21 protein-coding genes and 1 tRNA gene are annotated in these 25,250 nt (G+C 64.7%); 9 read left to right on the top strand and 13 right to left on the bottom strand.

From position 1 onward, the window contains the following. Positions 1 to 221 precede the first annotated feature (221 nt). The 4 genes from VHD36_23005 to VHD36_23020 all read right to left on the bottom strand — a co-directional run bounded on the left by VHD36_23005 (position 222) and on the right by VHD36_23020 (position 3,911). Positions 222 to 608, bottom strand: a complete 387-nt coding sequence (locus VHD36_23005) for a PDZ domain-containing protein (protein ID HVU90220.1) — start codon at positions 606 to 608, stop codon at positions 222 to 224. Between the two features lie 404 nt (positions 609 to 1,012). Next, positions 1,013 to 1,789, bottom strand: coding sequence for a PDZ domain-containing protein (locus VHD36_23010; GenBank protein ID HVU90221.1), 777 nt, complete (start codon positions 1,787 to 1,789; stop codon positions 1,013 to 1,015). Between the two features lie 316 nt (positions 1,790 to 2,105). Continuing rightward, positions 2,106 to 2,309, bottom strand: coding sequence for a hypothetical protein (locus tag VHD36_23015; GenBank protein ID HVU90222.1), 204 nt, complete (start codon positions 2,307 to 2,309; stop codon positions 2,106 to 2,108). 168 nt (positions 2,310 to 2,477) lie between these two features. Then, positions 2,478 to 3,911, bottom strand: a complete 1,434-nt coding sequence (locus tag VHD36_23020) for a porin (protein ID HVU90223.1) — start codon at positions 3,909 to 3,911, stop codon at positions 2,478 to 2,480. A gap of 760 nt (positions 3,912 to 4,671) precedes the next feature. Here VHD36_23020 and VHD36_23025 point away from each other — a divergent pair. Together VHD36_23025 and VHD36_23030 are read left to right on the top strand one after the other, a co-directional pair. After that, positions 4,672 to 5,835: an NADH:flavin oxidoreductase/NADH oxidase gene (locus tag VHD36_23025; protein HVU90224.1), complete on the top strand. Its 1,164-nt coding sequence runs from the start codon at positions 4,672 to 4,674 to the stop codon at positions 5,833 to 5,835. Between the two features lie 19 nt (positions 5,836 to 5,854). Then, entirely contained in the window at positions 5,855 to 6,511 is a 657-nt protein-coding gene (locus VHD36_23030) for a protein-L-isoaspartate(D-aspartate) O-methyltransferase (protein ID HVU90225.1), read from the top strand. A 111-nt stretch (positions 6,512 to 6,622) separates the two neighbouring features. Here the strand turns inward: VHD36_23030 and VHD36_23035 are convergent, their stop codons facing one another. From VHD36_23035 to VHD36_23050, 4 genes are all read right to left on the bottom strand, one after another. Beyond that, positions 6,623 to 7,888 carry a DUF1501 domain-containing protein gene (locus tag VHD36_23035; GenBank protein ID HVU90226.1) on the bottom strand — a complete coding sequence of 422 codons (1,266 nt, stop codon included), beginning with the start codon at positions 7,886 to 7,888 and terminating at the stop codon, positions 6,623 to 6,625. A 250-nt stretch (positions 7,889 to 8,138) separates the two neighbouring features. Next, on the bottom strand, positions 8,139 to 12,116 hold the full coding sequence (locus tag VHD36_23040; protein HVU90227.1) for a dockerin type I domain-containing protein: 3,978 nt from the start codon (positions 12,114 to 12,116) through the stop codon (positions 8,139 to 8,141). A 248-nt stretch (positions 12,117 to 12,364) separates the two neighbouring features. Next, positions 12,365 to 13,105 carry a DUF1080 domain-containing protein gene (locus VHD36_23045; GenBank protein ID HVU90228.1) on the bottom strand — a complete coding sequence of 247 codons (741 nt, stop codon included), beginning with the start codon at positions 13,103 to 13,105 and terminating at the stop codon, positions 12,365 to 12,367. A 239-nt stretch (positions 13,106 to 13,344) separates the two neighbouring features. After that, positions 13,345 to 13,515, bottom strand: coding sequence for a hypothetical protein (locus VHD36_23050; GenBank protein HVU90229.1), 171 nt, complete (start codon positions 13,513 to 13,515; stop codon positions 13,345 to 13,347). Between the two features lie 342 nt (positions 13,516 to 13,857). On the opposite strand from VHD36_23050, the gene VHD36_23055 reads away from it, so the two are divergent. The 3 genes from VHD36_23055 to VHD36_23065 all read left to right on the top strand — a co-directional run bounded on the left by VHD36_23055 (position 13,858) and on the right by VHD36_23065 (position 16,269). Next, entirely contained in the window at positions 13,858 to 14,421 is a 564-nt protein-coding gene (locus VHD36_23055) for a sigma-70 family RNA polymerase sigma factor (GenBank protein HVU90230.1), read from the top strand. A 33-nt stretch (positions 14,422 to 14,454) separates the two neighbouring features. Next, on the top strand, positions 14,455 to 15,450 hold the full coding sequence (locus VHD36_23060; protein HVU90231.1) for a hypothetical protein: 996 nt from the start codon (positions 14,455 to 14,457) through the stop codon (positions 15,448 to 15,450). A 369-nt stretch (positions 15,451 to 15,819) separates the two neighbouring features. Further along, a complete protein-coding gene (locus VHD36_23065) occupies positions 15,820 to 16,269 on the top strand; it encodes a hypothetical protein (protein ID HVU90232.1) in 450 nt (149 codons plus the stop codon). Between the two features lie 63 nt (positions 16,270 to 16,332). Here the strand turns inward: VHD36_23065 and VHD36_23070 are convergent, their stop codons facing one another. Then, positions 16,333 to 17,688: a hypothetical protein gene (locus VHD36_23070; protein HVU90233.1), complete on the bottom strand. Its 1,356-nt coding sequence runs from the start codon at positions 17,686 to 17,688 to the stop codon at positions 16,333 to 16,335. Between the two features lie 192 nt (positions 17,689 to 17,880). Between VHD36_23070 and VHD36_23075 the strand changes: the two genes are divergently transcribed. From VHD36_23075 to VHD36_23090, 4 genes are all read left to right on the top strand, one after another. Beyond that, positions 17,881 to 17,951 (top strand) — tRNA-Cys (locus VHD36_23075). A 107-nt stretch (positions 17,952 to 18,058) separates the two neighbouring features. Next, a complete protein-coding gene (locus VHD36_23080) occupies positions 18,059 to 19,015 on the top strand; it encodes a Gfo/Idh/MocA family oxidoreductase (protein HVU90234.1) in 957 nt (318 codons plus the stop codon). Between the two features lie 161 nt (positions 19,016 to 19,176). Then, on the top strand, positions 19,177 to 19,515 hold the full coding sequence (gene cutA / locus VHD36_23085; protein HVU90235.1) for a divalent-cation tolerance protein CutA: 339 nt from the start codon (positions 19,177 to 19,179) through the stop codon (positions 19,513 to 19,515). A 30-nt stretch (positions 19,516 to 19,545) separates the two neighbouring features. Then, a complete protein-coding gene (locus VHD36_23090) occupies positions 19,546 to 19,971 on the top strand; it encodes a hypothetical protein (GenBank protein HVU90236.1) in 426 nt (141 codons plus the stop codon). A 31-nt stretch (positions 19,972 to 20,002) separates the two neighbouring features. Here the strand turns inward: VHD36_23090 and VHD36_23095 are convergent, their stop codons facing one another. The 4 genes from VHD36_23095 to VHD36_23110 form a co-directional block, all read right to left on the bottom strand. Beyond that, positions 20,003 to 21,295: a hydroxyacid-oxoacid transhydrogenase gene (locus VHD36_23095; GenBank protein HVU90237.1), complete on the bottom strand. Its 1,293-nt coding sequence runs from the start codon at positions 21,293 to 21,295 to the stop codon at positions 20,003 to 20,005. Positions 21,296 to 21,471: 176 nt separating this feature from the next. Further along, on the bottom strand, positions 21,472 to 22,869 hold the full coding sequence (locus VHD36_23100; protein ID HVU90238.1) for a sigma-54 dependent transcriptional regulator: 1,398 nt from the start codon (positions 22,867 to 22,869) through the stop codon (positions 21,472 to 21,474). A 6-nt stretch (positions 22,870 to 22,875) separates the two neighbouring features. Next, entirely contained in the window at positions 22,876 to 24,342 is a 1,467-nt protein-coding gene (locus VHD36_23105; GenBank protein HVU90239.1) for a HAMP domain-containing sensor histidine kinase, read from the bottom strand. A 485-nt stretch (positions 24,343 to 24,827) separates the two neighbouring features. Then, on the bottom strand, positions 24,828 to 25,250 hold a 423-nt coding region (locus VHD36_23110; GenBank protein HVU90240.1), incomplete at its 5' end, for an H-X9-DG-CTERM domain-containing protein.

The raw sequence follows: 25,250 nt of genomic DNA on the forward strand, positions 1-25,250 counted from the left end.
AAGCCCTCGTGGCTTTTTTCAACCTCGCCAAGTGCGAAGCAAAGCTTCGCACGGCTCGCAAAATAACGACTTACGTCGATATTTTGCCATCGCATCCCTGCGATGTCGCAGCCCGTTGAGTTCTTCAACAGGCTGCTAGGAACAGCTTGTTCAAGGAGCACAAAGGGCTTCGTGGAAAGGTCTCGGTGAGCTTCCAAATTCGGCGGCGGATTGGCCTACCGTCACGATCCGAAGTTTGTGTTGATGGCCCGCAAATACGGATCATAGATGTTCAAAGCACGCCGTCCATCGATCGCGCCGCGTCTGCGATACTGCATCGGCATTGGCACGGCAGGCGACCGGGGGAGTGAGGACACCGCGTCGCAGGGCCCCAGCGCCACCGCGACACGATTCATCCACAGGCCCCGCCGCACCAGCAGTTCCAGGCGCTCGTTGGGCTGCCTGATTCCCAGCAGGCCAAGCAGCTGCGCGTCGGATGTAATTGCCTGACCGTCAATCGCCACGATCTGGTCGCCAACTTGCAGCCCAGCGCGCTCGGCCGGGCCGCCGAGATATAACGAGGTCACGATGACGCATCCCGCTTGATTCGCGACGGTGACGCCCAGCATCCCGGGAGCCGCCGCGCGTGCGGGCTCGATAGGCGCGCTACGGGACGGGTACGCGAACGCGGGGGCCGGCAGAGGTATTTGCTCAGCGGCTTGTGCGGCAGTCGCTAATACCGCGACGGCAAACGCGCCGGCCCGTAGCGCAAGCATCAACCGGCGGCAAAAGCTCGACATGGATTCACCTTCGAGAGCCTGCCCCAGGGCCCGAAAAATGGCCGTCAATACGGAGCCACCGCGTCCTAAGTCTTATCGCGGCCACGCTACAAGAAGTGCATGAATTTCTCGGGGCGCCGCAAAATCCCTAAAGCTCAGCGGCCACCGCGACGGCAACATCGCCGAAATCCCGGGCCCGGGTCTGGCGTCAGGGGCAAAATCAGCCGACGTCCCGCCCCGTTTTCCGCCGCCCGTCAATCGAAGTCGGTATACAGCGCGCGCTCGTTGACGTTGTAGAGATCCTCGGCTTCCTTCGGGTCAGCCCATTCGTCGTTCGGATCTTCAACTCCTTGGGAGCCGGGCGACGCCGGCTCTTGTTGCGGCGTTTGCGGACTGGGCACCCACAACTTGGGCAAGGCCGCGACCTGACTGCGCGCGCCGAGTCGCACCATGACGCTTCGCTGCCCGCCGCCACGCTTGATGGCCAGGCTGATGCGATTGCCGGCGCGGTGCTTATTGACGGCGGCCAGGATTTGAGCCTTGGAAGTGACGGGCTGGCCATCAACCGCCACGATTTGATCACCCGAGCGCAAGCCGGCCACGACCGCCGGGCCGCCCATCGACACTTCGCCCGCAGTAACCGCCCCCGCAGACTCATTGAGCGTGACACCCAACATGCCAGGCTGGGCGGGAGCCGCCTGCTCCAAAGGCGGCGCCACGAAAATCTGGCGCGGACCGGGCTTGGGAATCACGGTCAGCACCACGCCGTCTCCCGGCTTGAAATGGCTGAGGACTTTGACAACGTCCTCCGGCGAACTGACGGGGTGCTTTTCAATCGAAGTGATCTGATCGCCCGGACGCACTCCGGCGCGATCGGCGGTGCCGGCGCGTTTGACGTGGCTGACGATCACTTTACCATCCGACAATTCGATCTTCGCGCCCAGAATCGAGGCGGCCAGGTCCTTGGCTTCCGCCGTTTCGTTCGCGGCGTTCTCAGGCGCAGGTGGGGCACCGGAAGCTGCTGGCGGCAATGCGACGAAGCTCGACGCCAGAACCGCAATGCACGTCCAGAATGCCCGCCCTATAGTGCTGCGCCGAGAAGTCCGCCTGTGGCCATGGTGAGTCATAAAAGTTCGCTCTTCGACGAGATTTGAGGATTCTCCCTCACGACGGGATTCGAGAGTACCGCAGCGCCGTGAAAAGAGATTAACCCGGACCCGCCCGACGCCGGTTCGGGCGCGTGAAAGCGCGCCCTCGAAGCGTGGATGTCGCTTCGATACTGTACCACCGATTAAGCGTAAGCGAGGGACGGCGAACCGGACGGCTGGCGGCAGGAGACCGCTGCGATCAACCGGAATCGGTTGATGGACCGCCAACGACAATGTGCGATGTTCCGGGGACATGCCACGACGGCTGCGTGTCCGAAGCCCCCTGGGCTGCGGCCGGTATGATCGTGCCGGCTTCGGCCGGCTTGGGCTGACTACTACAACCGGCGCCCATGGCCATCGGGATACCGCTGATCGCGATGAATAGCCAGTCCCGCGCGATCATAGCGATTTCCTTTAGCGTCAGAATGTCGCGCCCCGCCAGCCCTTCGGGGCGCGGGAGTCTAGGAGCATCGTCCGATCGGGTCAAGGTCGCAGCGATACGACGGAACTCGCAGCAACTCCAAGCGCAATTGCATGTCCGATAACGCAATCGCGCCGGAAGCCCCACCGCCTAGAAATCGAGCTGAAACCGCAGCCCGAACGCATCGGCCTGGCTGGTGCCGACGAACTCGTTGTCGAGAATCGCATGCACGTAATTGAAGTACAGGCGCACAAACGGATTCCAATACCAGTTCACGCCGAACGTCAGATCGTTCAGCACGCCGGCGCGGATGTCACCGCCGTTGAAGTTGAGGTAAGACCACCGCCCGGCCACCTGCCAGGCGCCTGTTCCTCCGCGGAAACGGTTCGGTCCGCGCAGGCGAAAGAAATCTTCGTAAGGAATCACGCGCGTAAAGTTGCCGATCGTGCGATCGTACGGCCGATGCTCGCCGGTGAGAAAATACGAACCCATCACGTAGGCCCCCTGCAAGGTGGCCGTCGGGCCACCGACCGGATCGATCGGCACCCACACGTATTCCGACTGCACCGACCAGGGGCCAGCGGTCCAGATGAACTCGGTGCCGAACAGTTGATACTGCTGCGCGTTAATCACGCCCGTATCCAGAAAGATGGGCTCGAAGTTATTGCCGCTGATCAGCTGCAATTCCGGTGCGGTGGAAAACTCCAATTGATGATTCGAGACGCCACTGAAGCTGTAAGCAGCCCCCAAGTGCAGGTAATTCCTGCCGCAGGAGGCTTCGTCGTAGTAGGGTAGCCAGGTGACGCGTCCCGCCCCGGCCCAGCCGCCCACGTCGGTCAGATTGCCGCCGATGAAATTATCGGCGCTCGCGTAGATGCTCACGGCCCAGGTAGAGCGCAAATCGTCGGATACGCCGAACGACATGACGCCCGTGCGACGCGCCGGAGCGAACACCGTCAGCAGTGGTCGCTCCATGAAGATATCGAACCGATTGTCGACGATGCGCGACATGCAGAACGGTTCGAAGAAATGCCCGACACGCAAGTTGCCCAAGACCGGCAAGGAGTACTGGCTGAAGTAGGCGTCGAGTAACTGCGGGTGGCCAGGCTCGACGAAGTCCAATTCCAGGCGGAAGTCGGTAAACTCGGTGGTTTGACCGATCGCGGCCAGGCGCGCCCGGCGAAAGTCGATGCCGTTTTGGGCGTCGCCGACGACCGCCTTGTTCAACGGATCCTGGCTGAATTGCGCCAAATCGGTTTGCATTTCACCGATCAAACGCACCCGCGGAAAGGGAATCTCCGGCAGCGACGGAGCGTTCACGGCATCGTTGAGTTGGCGCCGCGTGTCGACGAGCGCGCGCTCAACGGCCTGCAATCGTTCCACGAGGTCGAGCGGCACTGTCTCCGTGGCTGCGTTTTCCACCGGCGGTGGCGCCGCTAAAACACCCGGCCCGCCGTCCGGCGCTGGTAAACGTTCGGCCGCAGGAGCCTGCACGGCCGGCGCCGGCAACTCGGCCGGCGGCAACCGGCGAATACCAGGCGCGGCGCGGCCTGCGCCGGGCACGAGCCGGGTCGGAGTCGGCATCGAAACGCCTTCGTCTCCCTGGGCGAACGCGCCGGTAAGAATCACGCACGCCACGGCGAGCGCGACACAAACGAACCGCGGCGCGCAGCAGTACCACTGGCGCAGCAAGGGCGCGCGACCGAGGCACCGACAAGTGGATCGAAAGCTCGCCAAGTACGTTCCCGGATGCAAAGTGCGCAGGGCTGACCGAGCGCATTCGCGGGCCGCGAGTGCGCGCGCAGCTCCCTACAATCACTACTCATCGCCCAGATTCCCTGGTTTACTTTGAAGGCAAAGTCACTGCCGCTAAAGTCCTCCAAGATTCACCAAACCTCCATCAAATGGCGGCTCGGCGGCGACAGCCTCGAATGGCGGCACGGCAGTTGCCGTCCTCCCCTGAAACTTCGAGAAGTTCCCGCATCCTCTTGGAGCACCAGCATGGCCACAACATCCGACCCCAGACACGGCCGCGGCATTCCCAATGCCCGACCAGAAGACCAGCAGTGTCCCCCCCAAGATGCTGAACATCGGCAGCAAGGCCAGGCGCGGGACCGCGACGGCGTTTCCCCAGAGGGGAGAAAAAACCGGGGGAGCGAGGGCGAAGATCGACCGCAACCTCGCGCATAGCAACGCGATTCTGTCGGAAGCCCCCGCCAGGCGACGGGATCGAGCGCAAGTCAACGCAGCGCGAAGCGGCGAATGATTCGCCAGTTGCCGCGGGCGTGTCGCGTGCAAAAATCACTCTGCCGCCAGTGATCGCTTGCACTTTGGAGACCGCGCCATGGCCGAGCCCCTCGCCGAACAAACAAAGTCCCCCGCCGCCGGAGGCTGCCCGGCCGGGACGGACCACGATCGAGAAGTGCCCGAGATCGACCTTTTGAGTCCGCTATCGATCCGCGGCGTCACGTTGCGCAACCGGATCGTGATGTCGCCGATGTGCCAGTACGTCGCGCATGAAGGATTCGCCGACGATTGGCACCTGGTGCATCTGGGCAGCCGCGCCGCGGGGGGCGTGGCGTTGGTCATGGTCGAAGCCACGGCCGTCACGCGCGACGGCCGAATCACCCCCGGCGACATGGGCATCTGGAGCGACGAGCATATCGAGCCGCTGGCCAGAATCGCGCGCTTCGTCCACTCCCAAGGGGCAATCGCTGGCATCCAACTCGCCCACGCCGGCCGAAAGGCGAGTTGCGATTTGCCTTGGAAAGGCGGAGCGGGCCTTCGGACCGCCGAAGCCGGCGGCTGGCCCGTCGTGGGACCGAGCGCCATCCCGTTCGACGACGGCAACCCGATACCGCGCGCGCTCGACGAAGCAGGAATTTCGGCGATCGTGGCGGCGTTCGAAGCCGCCGCGCGGCGTGCATTGGCAGCAGGATTCCGCATCGTCGAGATTCACGCCGCGCACGGTTACCTGTTGCACGAGTTCTTGTCGCCGCTCAGCAATCATCGCCATGACGATTACGGCGGCAGCCTGGAAAATCGCATGCGCCTCTTGCTGCGCGTGGCCGGCGCAATACGCAAACGAGTACCCGACGAGTTGCCCGTCTTCGTCCGCATCTCGGCGACCGATTGGGCCGAGGGGGGCTGGGATGCCGATCAATCGGTCATCCTATCGGCGCGCCTGAAGAGCCTGGGCATTGATCTGATCGACGTCTCGTCGGGTGCGCTCGTGCCGAACGCCCGCATTCCGGTCAGCAAGGGGTACCAGGTTCCCTTCGCCCGCAAAATCCGCTGCGAAGCCGGAATCATGACCGGCGCAGTAGGATTGATTACCGAGGCACAGTACGCGAACGAAATCGTGACCGGCGGCGACGCCGACCTGGTGTTTATCGCGCGCGAGTTGCTGCGCGAACCCTACTGGGCGCTCAAGGCACAGCAGGAGCTAGGCGCCGAGCCTACCTGGCCGATCTCGTACGGCTACGCCGTCAAGCGCCGGGCGAAGTAGTGAATCGGTAACTATTTCCATGAAAGATCCAGCCGCAGCAGCAGATCTGGCTCGTTTGCGCATGGTGCGCGATCAGCTCCAGCGGCATGGCATTCATGATCGTCGTGTGCTGGATGCCATGAGCCGGGTGCCGCGCGAACGCTTTGTCGACGTCGCCCAGCCGGCCGATGCGTACGCCGACCGAGCGCTGGCGATCGACTGCCAGCAGACGATCAGCCAGCCGGTGATCGTGGCCATGATGACCGAGGCCCTGCACCTGCGTGGCGGCGAAACGGTGCTCGACGTCGGCACCGGCAGCGGCTATCAAACCGCGATTCTGGCCGAACTGGCGGCGCGCGTCATCTCGATCGAAATTCATCCCCAATTGTCCGACCGTGCCGGGCGCGTGCTCGCGGAGTTGGGATATCAAAACGTGAAGCTCCTCGTCGGCGATGGCACGTTGGGTTGGGCCGAAGGATCGCCATATCAAGGCATCCTGGTAGCCGCGGCGACCGCGCAATGCCCCCCTGCCCTGCTCGATCAACTGGCCGACGGCGGCAAGCTTGTGATCCCGATCGGCAGTCCTGGGGGCCAGGTTCTGGAAGTCTTCGAGCGCGGCAGAAGTACCTTTCGCAGGGTGCAGCTCACCGCTTGCCGATTCGTGCCGCTCGTCAGCCCAGGCGATGCGCCCACCTGAATGCCCAGGCACCGCCGTCGAAGAAAAAGTCCTCGGGCAGCCGATCACTATCTAGTACGCGCAGCCGCAGCGTACAAATCGGCCGCATCGCAGCGGCGATTGAGCACGCGTCTATACCAGGCCCGGCACCGGTTCGCGTTCGTCGAGCAAATAGGTCGGCCGGCCATTGTGGTCGGGTATCGTTAGCGCCGGATCGATGCCCAGGTGGTGGTAGAGGCTCGTCAGCACGTGGCTCGAGGTCATCGACGGCCCGACGGGCACTTCGCCGCGGCGGTCGGTTTCGCCGATGATCTGCCCTTTTTGGAACTTGCCGCCCGCCATGAGGGCAAAGCCTGCCCGCGGCCAGTGGTCGCGCCCCGCCGAGGGATTGACGCGCGGCGTACGGCCGAACTCGCCCCATACGATCACGGCGACGTCGCGAGCCAGGCCGCGCTCTTCCAGATCGGTAACCAAGGCGTGCACACCTTGATCGAGCCGCGGCAGCATCTTGCGCAAGGCGTTGAAGTTATTGCCGTGCGTATCCCAGCCGCCGACGACCAGCGTGACGACCGAGATACCGGCTTCGACCAGCCGGCGAGCGCGCAGGAAGTCCTCGTTCGCCTTGCCGTATTTGTCGCGCACGGCCTGCGGCTCGCGCTCCAGGTCGAACGCCTCGCGGCTTTTGTTCGAGGCCACCATGTCCAGCGCACGGACCGTATAGCCATCGAGCCCCTCCAGGGCACCGCGATAATCGACCTCGCGGCGAATCGTGTCGAGACTGCCGAGCAACTGCTTACGATCGCGCAGCCGATCGACCGAAATGCCGGCCGTCAGGCTCAAGTCTTCGAGCCCCGGTCCGCTGGGCACGAACGGCCGATGCGCGGTCCCGCAATAGGCCGGGTTTTCCGACAAAGGTTGATTCATCAGGCTGACGTACGGTGGCAAGCCGTCCTGGCGCCCCTTCAAGTAGCTGACCACCGAACCAAAGGCGGGGCGATTCACGCGTTCGGGAAAACCGGTCCACAGCGAATGGGCGCTATGCTCTTCGACGAAGTGCAGGCCGCGCAGGATCACGAGCTTGTCCATGATCTGCGCCTGCAGCGGCATCAGCTCGCAGCAATCCATGCCGGGCACGTTGCCGGCGATCGGCTGGAACTCGCCGCGGAACTCGACCGGAGCCCGCGGCTTCATGTCGTACATGTCCAGGTGCGACGGCCCGCCGTGCAGGAAGACCATGATCACGCTTTTGCCCGACACCGGCGACGTGTTGGCCGCGGCCCTCCGTCGCATCAGGTCGGCCATCGACAGGCCACCGACCGAGAGGGCGCCGACGCGGAGAAAATCGCGCCGCGAGATACCGTCGCAAAACCGCCGACGACGACCGAAGAACGTCAACATGGCCGGCCTCCTGAAAGCGTGGTTTGCCGTCGTGCCACAATCGCCTACCGGCAATCGGGAGGGGTTAGCGGCGCGTCGGAGCCGTGAACTTCCGTTCCCGCTGTTGAACGCGCGCATTGTAGCGTTTCTGTACCCATCCATGCAAACTTATGGGTCCGCCTTGGCACTATTGGGCACTGGTTTCGGTCGCGACAGACCGAGAGCGCGGTGCTCTGCCCGTGTAATTCTCGCCGCTGTGGCTGCACACCGCTTATCCGTGCCGCGCGTGACGCGTGGCGGCCAGCAGATCGAGCACGTCCTCGTCGAGCGACCACGAATGGACGTCTTCGAGCAACGTGTGAGTCACGGTCTCAACCTGCTGTAGAACACCTGGCGCCTGTTCGCCAAGTCGCGCGAGCGTCTGCTCGACCTTCGGCGAATCAAGCAGTTTCTCGGCGGCCGAGGCCAGCTTCTCCAGCGTTTGCTTCGCGGATGTTCCGCTGGCAGGGAGGCTCGACAGGTACGATGCCAGGCGCTGCTCCAGCGCCGCGACATGAAACGTCGGACCCGGGACAAGCGAAGACGTTACGACGGATGGCGGTACGGAATCATTCGCGCCGGAGGACGGCGGAGCCGTGGAGAGCGTGGGTGCGAGCGCGGTGTTCGCCGCAACCGCGGCGCCGACGACGGCATTGCTCGCCGATGCATTGGCTTCGCCACTTGCCGCCGGCAACGCCGCCGCGGTCGAGGCCGCGACCGCCGTTTGCGCGTCGGCCGTGGCAAGCGCCGGTTGGGCGGGCAGCGCCGCCAGCCATTGCGACGACACTGTCGCCAGGTCCTGGCTGTTCGTGATCCCGTCGCCGTTGAGATCGGCCGGCGAGTTCGCGCTCAGCCAGGTGGACGAAATCAACGCCAGGTCTTGGGAGTTGACGATGCCATCCTGGTTGGCGTCGCCGGGCAGGACGTTGAATGCAAAGTTGAAATCGCCGCCGGGCGCGCCGTTACCTGAAGGAAACGCGGACGTGCCGCTCGTCCATTCGCCGTCCAAGGGAACCCCGCCGGTGCTGGTCACGGCCGCGGCGCCCGTGGCGTGCAGGTCGATCGTGACGCGGTCGCTGGGGATCGGATGGGCCAAAGTCCAGGTGGCCGTGAAGGTGCCCGGATTGTAGCTGAATCCGCTGGTCGCATAGGCACCGGCTGCGCCCGACAGATCGAGACTCGCCTGCGAGACGGTGACCGCTTCGGTGAAGACGATCTGAATCTGATTGATGGTGGACCAGGGAAGCGATTTAAGTTCCGCCGCTCCGGTCGGAATGCTATAGCCGCTGCCGTTGCCATGTCCGGCGAGCTGCAAGTTGTTGAGAAAACTACCGGCCCACGTGGTACCGTCGACCAGCACGTTCGCGACCTGCGGCGCTGGCTGCACATCGATCGGAAGAGTGGACGTCGAGCCGAGGCCGGCGATCGTGGCATTCAGCGTGTAACCGGCGCCTGGCTTGGAAAGCGACAGACCGGTAAAGGTAGCGACGCCGTTGACGGCCGTCACCGACAGCGTGCCTGAGAGCGTGGCGCCACCCGGATTGTTGCCAAGCGCGAGGATCACCTGCCCGGTGAAAGTAGGATCGACGTCGTTATTGGCGTCGACCGCGTCGACCTCGATCGTGAAGGGAGCGTTGGGCGCGATCGCCCCCGACGGTTGCACGACGACGGCCGTGTGCGTGGCGGGTTGCGATGTGGTGACGCTGCCGCCGATGCTGTAGAAGCCGGTGCCGGCGGTCTTGCCGACGGGGCCGTCGATGCCCAATCCGCTGCGTGGTCCGTCTGGCCCATCCTCGCCTTCGGTACCTTCCTCGCCGTCTTGACCATCGTTGCCGGGCCCTGTGTCACCGTCGGCGCCCTTGCCTCCCAGACCCCCTTGGCCGGCCTCTCCCGCCTCGCCGCCCGAGCCCCCCATGCCGAACGGCGCGCCGGCGCCACCGAGTCCGGCCTGTAAGGTACCGCTGTACGTGGTGCCTGTGCCGATGCTGAGTTGGCCAGCCGCGAGATAGATACTACCGCCGTATGCGTTTCCGCCGCCGCCGCCACCGCCACTGATGCCGGCCTGGCCACCGCTGCCGCCATCGCCGCCATTTCCACCATGGGCGCCATTGCCTCCATTGCCGGCCGCGCCGTCGTACTGTCCATGCAAGAACGTCGTTCCGCCGAAGCCACCATCGCCGCCCGAGCCGCCGCCACCGCCGCGGCCCCCGTTTCCGCCTTCACCACCGACGCCGCCTGGCGCGCCCGCGCCGGCCACACCGCCGATCACGGAGTTGTCTTGCATCAGTACGTTGTTCAGCGTGACGCTGCCGCCGGCGATGGCCAGCGCGCCACCTTGCGCATCACCGCCAAAGCCCCCCGCGCCGCCGTGGCCTCCCACGCCGCCGTCACCACCGACGCCGCCATTGGAGCCGTCTTCGCCATCGCCTCCATCGCCACCATCACCGCCGTCTGGTCCGGCGTTGTCTTCACCTCCGAAACCTCCGACGCCCCCTTCACCACCGGTGCCTCCACCGCCCCCTTCACCACCGCCGCCCCCTTCGCCTCCGCTCCCGCCGTCTCCGCCTGCTCCGGCATGCGCTGGGCTGCCGGACATCGACGCATTGGTAACGATCAGCGTACCGCCCGCGACGAACACGCTGGCGCCAGACGCGAGTCCACCATTCCCGCCGATCCCACCATCGCCGGCATCGCCGCCATCGCCCCCATCCGCACCGTCGGCCGAATGTCCTCCGTCTCCACCATCGCCGGCATCGCCATTGCCGCTTTCGGTATCGACGAAGCCTCCGGCATTGCCGCCGTGTCCTCCTGCACCGCCGTCTCCTCCGCCGCCCCCGGCGCCACCAGCGCCGCCAGCGCCCCCTTCACCTCCCTTGCCGGCCGCGCCTCCCCAAGCGAAATCAACGTCGATGGCACCACTCTGCATCGTGACCGTTCCGGCGGCAATGAAGAGACCTCCGCCGCGCGCTTTGCCACCATCGCCGCCGTCGCCACCGTCGCCGCCCTTGGCACCCTTTCCGCCTGGCGCGCCAGACGCGCCATCGCCGCCCGTGCCGCCGCTACCACCGGATCCGGCTTCGAAGAAATGAGGATTGCTCCCCATCAGGATGCCGGTCACGCCACCAAACCCGCCATTCCCTCCGCGCCCCCCCTGGCCGCCTCCTCCCCCGCCACCGCCGAAGCCGCCGTTAAGCATGCTCCCACCGGCGCCGTCGCCTCCTTTCCCACCAGGGCCGGCGAACGTGGAATTGAACATGACCGTCGAGCTTTGCAGGCTGAGTTGGCCCCCGGCGACGAAGATCCCGCCGCCACTGGCGTCGCCGCCCTTACCGCCCTCTCCGCCCTTGCCGGCCTGACGCAGGGCATCGGCGCCTGTGCCCCCTGCCGTTCCATCGTGACCGGGGCCGCCGTCGCCACCGTTCAGCGAATGCGTGTCCGAAAAATCTTCGCCGGGCGTTCCGGGCTCGCCTTGCGAACCGAATCCACCGCTGGCCGCCGCCGAGCCGAAAAACCCTCCGATGCCCCCCTCGCCACCGGTGCCGCCTTGGGTGTAGTTGTCATGGACATAGGAATTGTTCTTAAGCGTCAACGCGCCCGCAGCAAGATAGATCGCGCCGCCGGCGGCATTCTGGCCGTCTAGACCATTTCCACCATCAGGAAGACCAGCCGCGCCTGTAGCGCCTGCGGCGCCAATCGCGCGGTTGGAACCCATCGAGACCGCGCTGAGCGTGACCTGCCCGCCGTCGATGAGGATGCCGCCGCCGATGGCGTCGCTGCCGCCGAGGTGGCCTGCGTCGGTCGCCACGCCATTGTTGATGGCGAGTGATTTCATCATGACGGTCATCGTCGCGCCCACAGCGCTCTCGATTTCGAAGACGCGCGTGGCGCCGGCGCCGTCGATCGTCGTTTGCGCAGCGCCCGCGCCGGCGATCGTCAAGGTCTTGGCATGTGCGGTGGCGCTGGTGTTCTGAATCAACAACTCGCCCGTGCCGGCGCTAAGCGTGTAGGTGCCGGCCGCGAGGTTGATCGTGTTCGAAGCGTCGCCATTGCTATTGGCCAGGCCGATGTCGGCGATCAGGCTGCCGACGTTATTGGCGCTGAAGACCGCCAGCAGGCGGCGCCCTTCGAGCGGCTCGATATGCAGGGATCGCGAGCCGCTAGGAGACGATTGCTGCCGGGCGAAGCGGCGGTTTCGTTCGGGAAGCGACATCTTTGATGCACCCCAAATAGAGAAGGAATTCCCGAACGTACTTACCGCGTATCGCTTGTTTTGTGACACCCCGACTGTCTTAACATCGCCGCCCGACGGCAATTCCCCGGATGGTAAAGCGTGCATCTAGGTATTGCAAGGAATTCGCGAGCCCCCACGCGCAGGGGGAGCACTTGGCGCGCAATACCCCGACGGGCGCGAAATGGGGGCCCAAACGTCACCCCGTCGCTAAGCGATTTCGAAGCCTTCTACAGCTCGCGAATCCAGATATTGCGGAAGCGAACCGGATTGCCGTGATATTGAATCGACAGCGGCAGCTTCGGCGCGTGTGCGGTGTAGCTCGGCGGCGCGTCCCAGGCCGAGGCGCCCTCGATTTGGAAATGATTCAGAATCAGCACCCCGTTTTGCAGGGCGGTCACGTAGGCCGGCTTCACCAGCTTGCCCGAGTCGTCGAACTTCGGCGCTTCGAAGATGATGTCGTACATTTGCCACTCGCCCGGCTTGCGGCAGACATTCACCAGCGGCGGGGTCTGCTTGTAAATGGCCCCACACTGACCGTCGAAATAGGTCTTATTGTCATAGGAGTCGAGAATCTGGATTTCATACAGCCCCTGGATGTAGACACCGCTGTTGCCGCGTCCTTGTCCTGAACCGGTCACCACCGAAGGCTCGGCCCATTCGACGTGCAGTTGGCAATCGCCGAAGGCCTGCTTCGAGGTTATGCCGCCTCCCTTGGCCGTGGCAACACCGTCGGCGACTTCCCACTTGTCGCCTCCCTCCCAAGCCGACATGTCGTTGCCCGAGAACAGGACGATGGCGTCCGAAGGGCGTCCGCCGACAGGACCTGGATCGACAATCTTCGGCTCCTGCCACACTTTGCCGCTGATGTATTCCTTTGCCCCCCAGACAACCGTGGCCGACGACAGGAACAAAATTGCCAAAGCCGACGATCCGTACTTGAAGCCAGCGGTTGAGGTTCGGGAAAGCATAACCGTGATCCTTTGTATCGTGGGTCAGTGCGAGGCGGGGAAAGCGAGGTAAGAAGGCCCAATTCTGGGCTGCCCCGCAGGATGGCGTCAAGCGCCCGAACGATTGCGCCCCCGGGCTCTGCCGCGTACGCGCCGACTCGCAGCGCAAACAAAGTGGAGCGGCGAGCCCGCAGGCTCACCGCTCCTCATTTTTGACGCGCGGCTGCTTTTTCAGCCCGCCCCTCCTTGGGGGCGTGTCACTACTTGGGGGCTTCTTCGGTCTTGGGCGCTTCGGCGGCCGGCGTTTCGGCGGGGGCGGCAGCGGCGGGCTCAGCGGTCTTCGCTGGCTCCTTCTTCTTGGCCGGTTCGCAGCCGACCACAGCGGTACCCAATGCGACGACCAACATCGCGAATAAGCCGAACTTTTTCATGATTACACCTTTCTTCGGGGGCCTTTAAATCTTTTCAGAACGGCGAAAAAAATGCTTTCGCGACATAGCGCGGGGCCCACAGGACGCGCTCGCGAACAATAGTTTTTCCCGCTTCTCTTTTGTTTGATGCGCGACGGTGGGCGTTTATTCCCGCTCCGCTACAATAAGGAAGGATTTCTGCGCCGGCGCGGCTTCGTGCGAGCGGTCCATGATTTGCCGGATAAATGCCGGTCCTTGCTCGGTGGGTGGCCGCGCCGCTGATGTAGCTCGACGAAGCTCTGCGAAATCGTCGACGCGCGGGAATAAACAGGGATCGTACGGGCTCTGTACGAGGGGTGAGTCATGGCGGATGGCCCAGTGGTACCGCAAATCGCGAGGCTGGTCGTGGATCACCATGCCGATGTGTACCGATACGCGTACCGGCTGGCCGGATCGGTCGCCGATGCTGAAGATTTGACGCAGCAGACCTTCCTGGCCGCGCAAATCAAGCTCGCTCAATTGCGATCGGGCGATACGGCGCGAGCCTGGTTGTTCACCATCCTGCGCAATTGCTACCTGAAATCGCGGCGGCGGCGCGTGCCGCTCTCCGCCGCCAGCGTGGCGCTGGATGTGAACGAGATTCCAGCCGATGGTGCAGCCGACGGAACCATCGATCGCGAACGGTTGCAAGCCGCGCTCAATGGGTTGGCGGACGAATACAAGCTGGTGCTGTTGATGTTCTATTTCGAGGAATGCTCGTATCGCGAGATCGCCGAACGATTGGGCGTGCCGATCGGCACGGTGATGAGCCGATTGTCGCGCGCCAAGGGGCAACTGCGCGGCCGACTGTTCGAGTTGGAGTTGCAGACCGCCGGCCATCGTGCCGAGGCCACGGCTCAAGGTGCCTTCCTTCGCGATTCCCGATGACCCCCAGCGTACCGATGGCGAGCGAGCACACACATGGATGACAAGCGGTCCCCGGACGAACTTTCGGAGCTGATCGACGCGGTGCGTCCGGCCAGCGACGATCTGGCGCAGCCTGACTTCGCACGGCTCGCCGAGCGCAGCCGGCGCGATGCGCAAACGCGCGCCATTTTGCAGCGCAGCCAGCGTCTGGATCTGGCCATCGGCGATGCCCTGCAGGACTTGCCCGTGCCGTCCGGTGCCGTGGAGCGGTTGTTAACGACGCTGGCCTCGGCCGCCTCGGCGTCGAGTTCCGCAGTGCCGTCGCCGCCCCCTCCGGCAACGGACGCGCGTGCGCGGAAGGTCGTAACGTCGACCTCGGCCGGAAACGATCGGCCCGACTTCTCGAGTTGTGAAGCCGCCGTGAAACTACAGCGCGGCGCGCACGATACACCCGGCAGTGCCCACACGCCATCGGCGGAGGACGCGTCCCCCTCGCGCCGCTCGCGATTCCTGACCGGCGCCCTGGCCACGACAGCCGTGGTTGCGCTGGTGGGCTTGTGGGCCCTTCAACCGGCTGCGAGCCAGTTCGGACCCCATGAAGTATTGAACTTCCTGCATTCGGACTGGCTGTTCAACGTCGATGAAGAGACGCTTGTGCAAACGCCCATCGACGAGCGTCAGCCCCCTTCGCGCTACCCCATGGCGCACGCCGTGAGCGCGCCGGCCAAGGCGTGGCGGCGCATTTCCGACTTTCTGGGGCGCGGCGGCGTCGCCTATCAGTTGCGCAGCCCCGCAGCCCGCGCTACGCTGTACGTCGTGGACGTCGAAGGCGCGCAAGACGCCCCCAAGGTCGTCGATCTGCCGGCCGAGCCAAACGTCGAGCCACTCAATGAAACGGCGGGTAAAGCGATGTCGGTATGGCGCGAGGGAAAGCTGATGTACGTGCTCGTCGTGTGGGGCGGCGCGAACGAATATAAATCGTTCGTCACGCGCGGCGGCCAGCTCGCCCGCGCCAGCAATGCCAGCACCGGTTCGCCCTTCTCGGGCTAGCGCGCCGTCGCATGCCTGGAGCTGCGGTTCGAGTTCGTCGGGGCAACGACGCAGCGGGCAGACAACCGATGCGACGCGCAAGCACCGCCGATTCGAGCTAAACCCACGAGCCGCCGCCGGCCGAACAGATTCTAGAGGGGGTGTCGATCGGCTTCCTCCGGGGCGCGCAAAAATCGCGCGGTGGCTGCCCTTCCGGCCCAGGACGTCGATCGACGAAGAACACTTGCGGCGTTGCGCTGAAGTTGATCAGCGCCGACGCTGCGCGACTTCCGATGCGCGGGGCAACGCGCATCCTAGTTTGCAAAACAACCCATCCTGGCGAAAAGCGCAGGGACATCCTTGTCGGCTCGCCAGCGAGGAGCGATTGGAATGCGAATCCCATTGATTGCGTCCTTGGGCCTGGCCTTGCTTGCGCCCGCACTGGGCGAAGCACAAAACGCCGATGTCCGGCCGACGCCGGCGCCGACGCCGGCGAAAGTTACCACGGCCGATCACGAGTTCTCCTTCGGTCAGATGACGCCGACGCCCGAAATGTGGCTCTACCAGCAAGCCCTTCGGCGCTACAGCGACCCGCGCGCCGCCGTCCGCCGCCGCGCGGAATTCGAAGCCGATCAACGCCAAGCGCGCCTGGCCGCGCAGCGCTGGTTCGGTTATTCCATCGCGCGACCGACGGTCAGTCCGACTCCGATTAGCGGCACCTATTCGCCGATGTGGACTTCCAACTCGCCGTTCTCCACGGACTGGTGCGGCGTGAACCCCGTGACGATCGTCGCGCCGGTCACGCCCGTGCGGTCGAGCACGGGCTACGGGCTGTGGTAATCGCGATCGGCCGCGCCATCGACGGCGGAACATGCGGCGAGGCGCGTCACCATTAGCGCGCTGTTACTGGCCCTGCGCGTTGCAGACGGGTCCGTTTTCACCGGCGGCCGGTGAACGCTCGGGGAGCGGCGCGCCGTCCTCTTCCTCGATCGACGTGTTTTCCTGCCGCAGATGCTCCAGTTCCGGATCGGGCCCGCGGTAATTCTGGTCCAGGAAATACGCGTACATCACGGCCATGGAATCCTGGTCTTGCCCGGTGGTGTTGTTGTACACGCTCACCAGCTCGTACTCGTGATCCTTGTAGACCGGTACCCCCTCGGCGCTCGAAAAATACTCGACCTCCGCCAGGCCGATGGCCCCTTCCAGGTTGCGGATGCGGCTTTTGAAGATCGACTTGTCAGCCGTCACGTCGCGCAGCTCGAGCGACTCGGCAAACGGATGCATGTGTACGGCCAGGAAGTGCAGCGTGGTATCGAAGGGGAGGGCCATCATCGTCGTAACGCGGGTGTGATTCTCTTCGCGCCCCGGCTTGATGATCCAATGCGTCGAAAACCGCTGCCCTAGCGTATCGTTGAACTCATAGCCTTCGATGGCCGTCTGGCCGGGCACGCAGCAGGAAACACACGGGCCATACGACACATGCCCGTCGTGCGAAGCGTGGCCTGGCCCGGCCTCGTGCTCATGCGTCTGATGCTGCGCGTGGCCTCGGCCTGGCGCATGGTGCTCGGTTTTATCGCCGGCGGCCTCGTCCAACAGTTGGTCCGGGATGCGCCCCTCGTCTTCCAGCGACACCATACCCATCAGGGCCCGCTCGTAGAGTGGCTTCATCGGTCGAGCCGCTGCGCTGTCGCGGACGAAGTTGACGTCAACCTTGTGACGAACATCGAACGTCCGGTCGCGGACGTTCAGATTCAATGCTTGCGTGGAGAGGTCAAGGATCTCGTTCGACAGCACCGGAATGCCGAAGCCCGGCGGAAATTGAATCTGCAGCTCGCCTTGCGAGAGGGTGAACAAACGGCCGTCGAGCGGCGTCTCGGAGCGGAACAGGTCGTTGTGCCAGTCGGGGTCGAAATCGAGATTCGTGTGACACATGAATTGCTCAGGCATGTGCGTCGCGCCGTCGGCGCCGACCATTTCCACCTGGCAACCCGTGATCCACAGCAATTCGGGCTTGTCGACTTCGAGCAAGCGCAGCTCGCGATTGCTCCACGGTCCGGTCATCGACTTGTAGATCCGATCGATCGTGTAAACGGGCGAGATGGCCTGCAAATGGTCGCTCGCGCGCGTGACTTTTCCCGCGGCGGGCAACGTCTCATCGGCCTCTGCGGTGGCGGCGGTCGCCGGAGCGCGCGAACAGCCGACAAGCGCAAGCAGGCCACAGCAAGCCACGATCAGCAAATCGCTACGAACTTGAATCATTTCTCAGTCACTCCGCAGCCCAAAGCGAACCTGTCACGGTCTATTGTACTCCGACCTTGTGGGAACCAGACGCGTGCAGCTCCAGGTCGCCTGGGCGGACTTTGCCGGCCGACAATTTCGCGGCCGAGGTTAAGCCGCACGCGTCGGACAACCGATGTAATCGTACGTCCAACCTGTTACGGGGCGGACCATGAGGCTGGAGCCAGACGGCCCGGCAACCGGCTGCAACCCGGTCTAAGTGGGTTCGACTCCCACCGGCCTCTTAGAGAAACATCATGGCGAAAGGTCAGGCCGGACACAGGATGATCATCACGAAGCCGAGCTGCGAGCGGCTTCGCATTCGCCAGGCCCCCATGCTAAATTCTGGGGCATGACTCGCCCCTTGAACTTTGGCATTCTTGGCTGTGCCCGGATCGTGCGACGGGCCATTGCCGCGGCCTTGGCCGCCACTCCGGCGGCGCAACTATCGGCCATCGCCAGCCGCGACCAACAGACGGCGCGAGCCTGGGCTGACGAATATCGCATCCCCACGGTACACGATTCGTACGAGGCCCTGATCGCGGATCCGACGATCGACGCGGTTTATATTCCGCTCCCCAACGAGTTGCACAAGCCGTGGGTCCTGGCCGCCGCGGCCGCCGGCAAGCACGTGCTGTGCGAGAAGCCGCTGGCACTCAACGCCGCCGAAGCGCAGGAAATGGTCGACGCCTGCCGCCGGCACCGCGTGATCTTGTTCGAGGCGTTCATGTGGCGCCACCAGGCACGCGTCGCTCACGCCCGCAAGATGCTCGCCGGTGGCCAACTGGGCGAGCTGCGGCTGGTGAAAATGGATTTTTCGTTCGACATCGACCGCACGGACTGGCGCCTCGATCCGCGCCGCGGAGGCGGCGCGATTTACGACCTGGGCTGCTACGGTATCAATGCCGCCCGGCTGTTCACCGGCGCCGAGCCGGTCGAGGTACAAGCCCGGGCGCATAAGTATCAAACCGGTGTCGACATGACGATGTCGATGCTGCTCAGATTCCCGCGCGACGTGGTGGCGCTGTTGGATTGCAGCTTCGAATGCCCCTATCGCAACCGGATCGAGATCGTGGGCACGGCCGGCGCGATCGAGTTGCCGGAAGGCGTCCTGCCATCGCCGGAAACCGAGCTCGTCTTGCGACATGGCGAGACGGTCGACACGATCCGCTTCCCGAAGCATGATCAGTATGTCGGTGAGATCGAATGCTTTTGCGCAAGCGTAGCCGCCGGCCGCCTGCTCGACCCGGCCGAAGACGGCCTGGCGAACGTGCAAGTGATCGATGCCGTGCGGCGCGCCGCGGGTTGATAAGCAACGGGCCGTCATGTTTCGTAACTCGGTTCGCTCGGGTGCCGCGGGTGGCTAGCCCGCCGGTGCCGGACCTGGATTACCGGCCTCGCGCAAGGTCAATGCACAGCACTGGATCGGGATTCGGCCACAGATTCGGCCACAGATTCGGCCGCAATGACATGTCCGACGCACTGCAAGTCGTGACCACGACCGAGACCAAGGCGGACGCCGAGCGGATCGCGGCGGCGCTCGTCGAGCGGCGGCTGGCCGCTTGCGTGCAAATCGTCGGTCCGATCACCAGCACGTTTCGCTGGGAGGGTAAGATTCAGACGAGCGAAGAATGGCTGTGCATCGTCAAGACGCGGCGCCCGCTGTACGTACTGGTCGAGGAGGCCATTCGCGAGTTGCACCCCTACCAGGTCCCCGAAATCCTGGCCACGGCCGTCGTCGCGGGAAGCCAGACGTATCTCGATTGGCTGCGCGGTGAATTGTTGACGCCGGGAACCGATCACGAGTGACGAGAGTTACGGGCAGGACGGCCACCGCCGATGTACACTTTTCAGATCACGTTGCACGCTCGGCCGAGCGAAGCAGAACCCGGCGGCATGCTCGAAGTGGGCGGCCGGCAAGTTGCAACGCTCGCGGTCCCGCCCGCCGCGGTGGCCACGTGCTTTCGGATCAGCTTCGAGGAAGCCGAGGCGGCGCTTGCCCAATTGCCACGCATGTTCATCGAGCCGGATGGCTCGTTCGTGTGGGTGGCCGCCGAAGCCGAAGCGACATGGCAAGTGGACGGCGTTCTGTACGATCGCGACGAACGGCTGCTGTTTGTCGATCTGAAGGGCTCCTGCACGGCCACGGCTTTCGATCGATTGCTGACCGCGTTTGGCTGGCCCGAGACGGCCGTAATGATGCAGCTCACGCGCGCCGCGGTATTTCTCGACGAACCGACCTTCCGGCAATTCGCCAACCGCTGATCGCAACCGCGCGCCCACCCTCGAGCCCGCCCTACCACAGCGTCAGCGAATTCTCGAACAGCTCGGCCAGGTCATCTTCGCCGGCGGGACGCGGAGAAAGCTTGGTCACGCGATGCTGCACGAGCGCTCCCTTGGCCAGTGCCGGCACGTCGGCCACGGTGAAGCCGATCGCCGCCAGGCCGTTGGGCAGGTTCAAGTCGCGTATCAGCTCGACCAGCCGCCCGGCCAGAATCTCGCCAGCATCCGCGAGCGCCGCCCCCGAAACGCGGGCGCCCAGCACTTCCGCCGCGCGCAAATGGCGCTCGGGCAACGCCGGACCCGTGAAACGGAATACGGCGGGCGCCGTAAGGATCACGGAAATCCCATGCGGTACGAGTGCATGATCCTCGGGATACCCGGGCGGAAAATAACCTCGCACCATGCCGCTTACCGGGTAGGACATGCCGTGGCACAAGTGTACGCCGGCGTTGCCAAATCCCATGCCCGCGTAACTGCTGGCCAGCAACATGTTCCAGCGTGCCTCGTCATCGTCCGGATCGCGGCAGGCGCGCGGCAGGTAGCGTGCCGTCAATTCGAGTGCTTTGAGCGACCAGATATCGCTCACAGGATTTGCCCCTTGATACGCCGGGCGCAAATTCGGACGAGGGGGACGCGGCCGACTGTCGAAGGGAATGGCCGTGTAACTCTCCAGCGCGTGGCACAGCACGTCGAGCCCGCACGACGCGGCGACCAGCGGCGGCTGCGTGCGCGTATTGTCGGGATCGACGATGCCCAGCGTCGGCTTCAAGCGCCGATGCGCGATCCCGGTTTTGGCGTGCGTGGCCAGCAGATCGAAAATCGCGACGCCCGTCGTTTCACTGCCGGTTCCGGCCGTGGTCGGCACCGCGATCAGCGGCTTAAGCGGCCCAGGCACCGGCCGGGCCTTCCCGATCGGCGCGTTGACATACGTGAGCAGATCGGCCGGATACGTGGCGTACAGATTCGCGGCTTTGGCCGTATCGATGGTCGATCCGCCGCCCACGGCGACAAAGGCATCGAAGTCGCCCGCCGCAGCGATCGCGATGGCCTCTTGAAACGATTCGTCGGTGGGCTCGACGCGGACGCGATCATAAAGCTCGAACTGGATCCGCTCGCGCTCGAGCGACTCACAGACCTTGGTCACCGGCGCCAGCCGCGCCAGCCGGGCATCGGTCACCAGCAACACACGGCGGGCCTGCATGTCGGCCAGGTCCATGCCTACCTCGGACGTGGCCCCCGCGCCGAAGCGCAGATGGCTCGTGGCCATCTCGAATACGACGTCATGATCGTGGAAAGTGTCGGCCAAGCGTTGCGGACTCCCCAACTGGCGAGACTAGTTCGTGGACCGCTGCCCTGAAGCAGAGAAAGTGTACAACACGCGGGGGTGCCATGCTCACGCCTGCGTAAGCATGCCGACCAAAAGTCGCTTGATCAACGTGTCCACGGCGAGCGTGGACATGCCACCCGCCGGGTAACGGGCCACTAATCGCCGCTGACGCCGAAGTGCTCGAGCTTCTTGCGCAGCGTGGCGCGGTGCAGGCCCAGGCTGCGCGCCGCCGACATGCGCTGCCCGTGATGCGTGCGCAAGGCCACTTCCAAGAGCGGCGGTTCGACCAGCTCGAGCAGCCGATCGTACAGATCCTCGACACCTTGCGCGTCGCGATACTGATGTTCGGCCCAGCGGCGAATCAAGGTCGCGATCGTGGCCGCGTCGCTTTGCGGGTTTGAAAGCGTGACGGGCGCCGGAAAATGTTCGGGACCGATCAGCCCGCCCCGCGCCACGATAACCGCGTGTTCGACGGCATTCCGCAGTTCGCGGACGTTGCCCGGCCATGAGCGCCGGCAGAGCTCTTCGAGCGCCGTGGCGCTGAACCGCACGTTTTTGTCGTGCGGCTGACTGGTCGCCAGAAAATGCTCGGCCAAGAGCGGAATGTCCTCGGCCCGCTCGCGCAATGACGGCAATGCGATCTCGAACACTGCCAGGCGAAAGTAAAGGTCTTCGCGGAAGTTGCCGCGGGCGATCTCGCCGCGCAAGTCCCGGTTCGTGGCCGCGATCACGCGGAACTTGCTGGTCGCCGGTTGCGTGGCACCCACGGGCGTGACTTCGTCCTGCTCCAGCACGCGCAACAGCTTCACCTGGACGCTCGCCGGAATGTCGCCCGCTTCGTCAAAGAACACTGTGCCGCCGTCGGCCAGCTCCAACAGCCCCTTGCGATCGCCGGTGGCGCCGGTGAAAGCGCCGCGCGCGTGGCCGAACAGCTCGCTTTCGACGAGCGTCGGACTCAAGGCCGCCAGGTTGACCGGCACCAACTGCGTGCCGGCGCGCAGCGAATGGCGATGAATCGCGCGGGCCACCAGCTCCTTGCCCGTGCCACTTTCGCCCGTGATCAACACCGAGGCGTCGGTCCGCGCGACCAAGGCAATCCGCTTGAAGACCTCCTGCATCGCGGGACTGCGCCCCAGCAATTCGTCTTCGACCGACGCGGGCGCGGGAGCCGCTGCCGCGTGTACCACCTCGGTCGGACGTGACAGTGCCCGGGCGACGACATTGGCCGCCTGGTCCAAATCGAACGGCTTGATCAAGTAGTCGAACGCGCCGTGCCCCAGCGCCCGAACCGCCGTCGCCAGGCTGCCGAAGGCCGTCATGATCACGATCGGCAAGTCGGGCAGCAGGCGCCGCAAGCGATCGAGCGCTTCCAGCCCGTCCATGCCGGGCAGGCGGATATCGAGCATCATCAAATGCGGCGCATCGCGGCCCACGTGCTCGAAAGCCTCTTCGGCGCTCGACGCCACGGTGACCCGATGACCGCTTTCGGTCAGCAGGCGGCGCAAGGCCCAGCAGATGCTCTCTTCGTCATCGACGATCAATATGTGGCTCATGGGAACTCACGCGAGGGAGGTTTTCTTCGTAGTCGGCTCGTGCGGCGCGGCTACCGGCGACGGTGCGACCGATGTCGAGGCCGGCGGCTCGGCGGGCGGAGGGTCGCCGGCCGGTAACGAGAGCTCGAAACAGGTCACGTTTTCGTTTCGGGTATACAATAGGTGGCCGCCGTGCCCTTCGGCCACTTGCCGAGCCACGGCCAGCCCCAGGCCTACGCCCTCGGGCTTGGTGGTCTGAAACGCTTCGCCCAGGCGCTGCGCGATCTCGGGCGGCAGGCCGGCGCCGTTGTCCAGCACGCGCAGGCGCACTTGTTCGTAATCGGCCAAGAGTTCGACGCGCACCCAGCCCTCTTTGCCGATCGCCTCCAGGGCATTGAGCATGAGGTTCATGAGCGCTTGCCGCAACTGATCGCGGTCGGCGTCGAGCGTCGCCGGCGCGCTGGGCACCGCGCACGCCAGCTCCACGCGGCGATGCTGCGCCGTCGGCATCAATAGCGCTACCAGCTCCGCCACCAGCTCGCGCGGATCGAACACCGCGCGGCGCGGCCGCTCGGGCTGGCCGGCGGCCAGGAAGCGCTTCAGATGATCTTCGATCAAGCGCAACTGCCGCAGCGCCACGTCCAGGCTCTCTTGATCGGCGGCGTGACAATTTCGCGCGTGCATCTGCACCGCCATCAGCGCTCCGGTGACGTCGTTGCGCAAATGATGCGCGAGCGCCCCGCTCAGGCGCCCCAGAATCGACAGCCGTTCAGCCCGGGCGATGGCGCGGCGCAACTCGTCGAGCTGGCGGGCCAGCTCGTTGACGCTGATCGCCACGTCGCGCACTTCGTCATTGCGCGCGGGGATCGGCAGCAGGCGAAAATCTCCTTCGGCCAGCCGGCCCACCTGCGTGCGCACCTCGACCAGTGGCAGACTGAGCTGGCGGGCAATCCAACTGGCCACGGCCGCGCACAAGGCCAGGGCCACGCCCCCTACGACCAACGGCGGAAGCGCCGCCTGGCGGCGCAGGTCGCGCAGCTCGCGCTCGGGATACAACACGTGTAGCAGGGTGGTCGTCGCGGAAACCGCGCGGCGATTGGCCCGCAGCGCGACATGAAAGAACCGGTCCTTGCCCAGCGTGATGATCGGCCCCAGGTGCAGATCCTGCCACTGGTCAATCACGTGCTCGGCGGGGGGAAAATCGTCGAACGCCAGGCCGCTATGGATGAGCCCCTCGGTGGCGATCCGCTTGCCGGTGGTGTCGGCCAGCACGAACTGCGCGCCCGACAGGCCGTGCATTTGCTCGAGCACGTGCGCCGTGACGGGAAAGGTCGACGTCAGGTACGTTCGCGCGACGCTGCGCAACTGCTCTTCGATGTGTCGCTGTGCCCGCCCCGCCGCCCAATAGGCGCTCAACAAGCTGACGCTCAGCACGGCCGCCAACATCATCCCGGCAAACGGGAGCAATATCTGATAGCGAATTGGCCAGCGCATGGCGACCGCGGTCCCCAAGGATCAGTAGTTCTCGCTCATGATAAAAGCCCGAATGGGGGAGTTCAACCTTGGGAAAGCGGCGTTGATCGGTTCGGTCGGAAGCGCGCGTCTGTGACGATGAATGCGCGGCCAAAAAAACGCCGTACCGACATGAATTCTGGTGCTCACGGAGCAACCCTACACCGATCGTCGGCGCGCGTGAAAACCAATGTAGGGTGCCCTGCGGGCACCAAGGCCGTGGCGCGGGACGTTCCGTGGGCAAGCGTCGCGGTCGTTGCCCCGTGTGCGCTTGCGCGCGCGGATTCGTTTTTGGTAATTCTGGTGCTCACAGAGCACCCTACAGCATGCTCCTCGTGCTCGCAGAGCACCCTACGGGGCGCGCATGCGACGACGATGCAGCGCAAAAATAACGCGGTCGCGTCCTTCGAAAGACACGACCGCGAAAATGGTCAGCAGATTGTCATGCGTTGACGTATCGCCGTGCCTCACGGAGGCGAAACCGGTTCGCCGCCGGCGCGGGTTGAGAGGGCCTGGTAAAGACCGATGATCGGCAACTGCGCGCCGCTTGGCAACGTGGTCGTCTGGGTGAAATTGGGATAGGTGCCCGTGGTCAGCGGCAGCGTGAGGGTGGTTGAATAGTAGTTGGGTGTGCCGCCGGTGTTGCTGCCATGGTAACCAAGTCCGCCATTGGCGCACTCGATCGCGGTTTGCAGGTAACGAACACTTCCATCGGCCATGAGGAAGTTCGCACCGCCGGTGTGCGAGCTGCGGAATCCGCTCACAAGATGCGGTCCCGAAGTGGTGTGAGCGGTGCTGTTGCAGGCGTTAATGTTATAGGCTGCAAGGGTCGGCGCGATCACCTGCAAGCCGCCGCCCAGCGAAGCGCGCTCTTGCATCACCGGGTATTG

The organism is Pirellulales bacterium (genome assembly GCA_035546535.1).
GTDB lineage: Bacteria > Planctomycetota > Planctomycetia > Pirellulales > JACPPG01 > JACPPG01.

Excerpts from the sequence above, each read along its gene's own strand:
- VHD36_23005 (HVU90220.1), bottom strand. The coding sequence starts at position 608 with ATGCTGGGCGTCACCGTCGCGAATCAAGCGGGATGCGTCATCGTGACC.
- VHD36_23015 (HVU90222.1), bottom strand. The coding sequence starts at position 2,309 with ATGATCGCGCGGGACTGGCTATTCATCGCGATCAGCGGTATCCCGATG.
- VHD36_23020 (HVU90223.1), bottom strand. The coding sequence starts at position 3,911 with ATGCCGACTCCGACCCGGCTCGTGCCCGGCGCAGGCCGCGCCGCGCCT.
- VHD36_23025 (HVU90224.1), top strand. The coding sequence starts at position 4,672 with ATGGCCGAGCCCCTCGCCGAACAAACAAAGTCCCCCGCCGCCGGAGGC.
- VHD36_23030 (HVU90225.1), top strand. The coding sequence starts at position 5,855 with ATGAAAGATCCAGCCGCAGCAGCAGATCTGGCTCGTTTGCGCATGGTG.
- VHD36_23035 (HVU90226.1), bottom strand. The coding sequence starts at position 7,888 with ATGTTGACGTTCTTCGGTCGTCGTCGGCGGTTTTGCGACGGTATCTCG.
- VHD36_23040 (HVU90227.1), bottom strand. The coding sequence starts at position 12,116 with ATGTCGCTTCCCGAACGAAACCGCCGCTTCGCCCGGCAGCAATCGTCT.
- VHD36_23045 (HVU90228.1), bottom strand. The coding sequence starts at position 13,105 with ATGCTTTCCCGAACCTCAACCGCTGGCTTCAAGTACGGATCGTCGGCT.
- VHD36_23050 (HVU90229.1), bottom strand. The coding sequence starts at position 13,515 with ATGAAAAAGTTCGGCTTATTCGCGATGTTGGTCGTCGCATTGGGTACC.
- VHD36_23055 (HVU90230.1), top strand. The coding sequence starts at position 13,858 with ATGGCGGATGGCCCAGTGGTACCGCAAATCGCGAGGCTGGTCGTGGAT.
- VHD36_23060 (HVU90231.1), top strand. The coding sequence starts at position 14,455 with ATGGATGACAAGCGGTCCCCGGACGAACTTTCGGAGCTGATCGACGCG.
- VHD36_23065 (HVU90232.1), top strand. The coding sequence starts at position 15,820 with ATGCGAATCCCATTGATTGCGTCCTTGGGCCTGGCCTTGCTTGCGCCC.
- VHD36_23070 (HVU90233.1), bottom strand. The coding sequence starts at position 17,688 with ATGATTCAAGTTCGTAGCGATTTGCTGATCGTGGCTTGCTGTGGCCTG.
- VHD36_23080 (HVU90234.1), top strand. The coding sequence starts at position 18,059 with ATGACTCGCCCCTTGAACTTTGGCATTCTTGGCTGTGCCCGGATCGTG.
- cutA (HVU90235.1), top strand. The coding sequence starts at position 19,177 with ATGTCCGACGCACTGCAAGTCGTGACCACGACCGAGACCAAGGCGGAC.
- VHD36_23090 (HVU90236.1), top strand. The coding sequence starts at position 19,546 with ATGTACACTTTTCAGATCACGTTGCACGCTCGGCCGAGCGAAGCAGAA.
- VHD36_23100 (HVU90238.1), bottom strand. The coding sequence starts at position 22,869 with ATGAGCCACATATTGATCGTCGATGACGAAGAGAGCATCTGCTGGGCC.
- VHD36_23105 (HVU90239.1), bottom strand. The coding sequence starts at position 24,342 with ATGCGCTGGCCAATTCGCTATCAGATATTGCTCCCGTTTGCCGGGATG.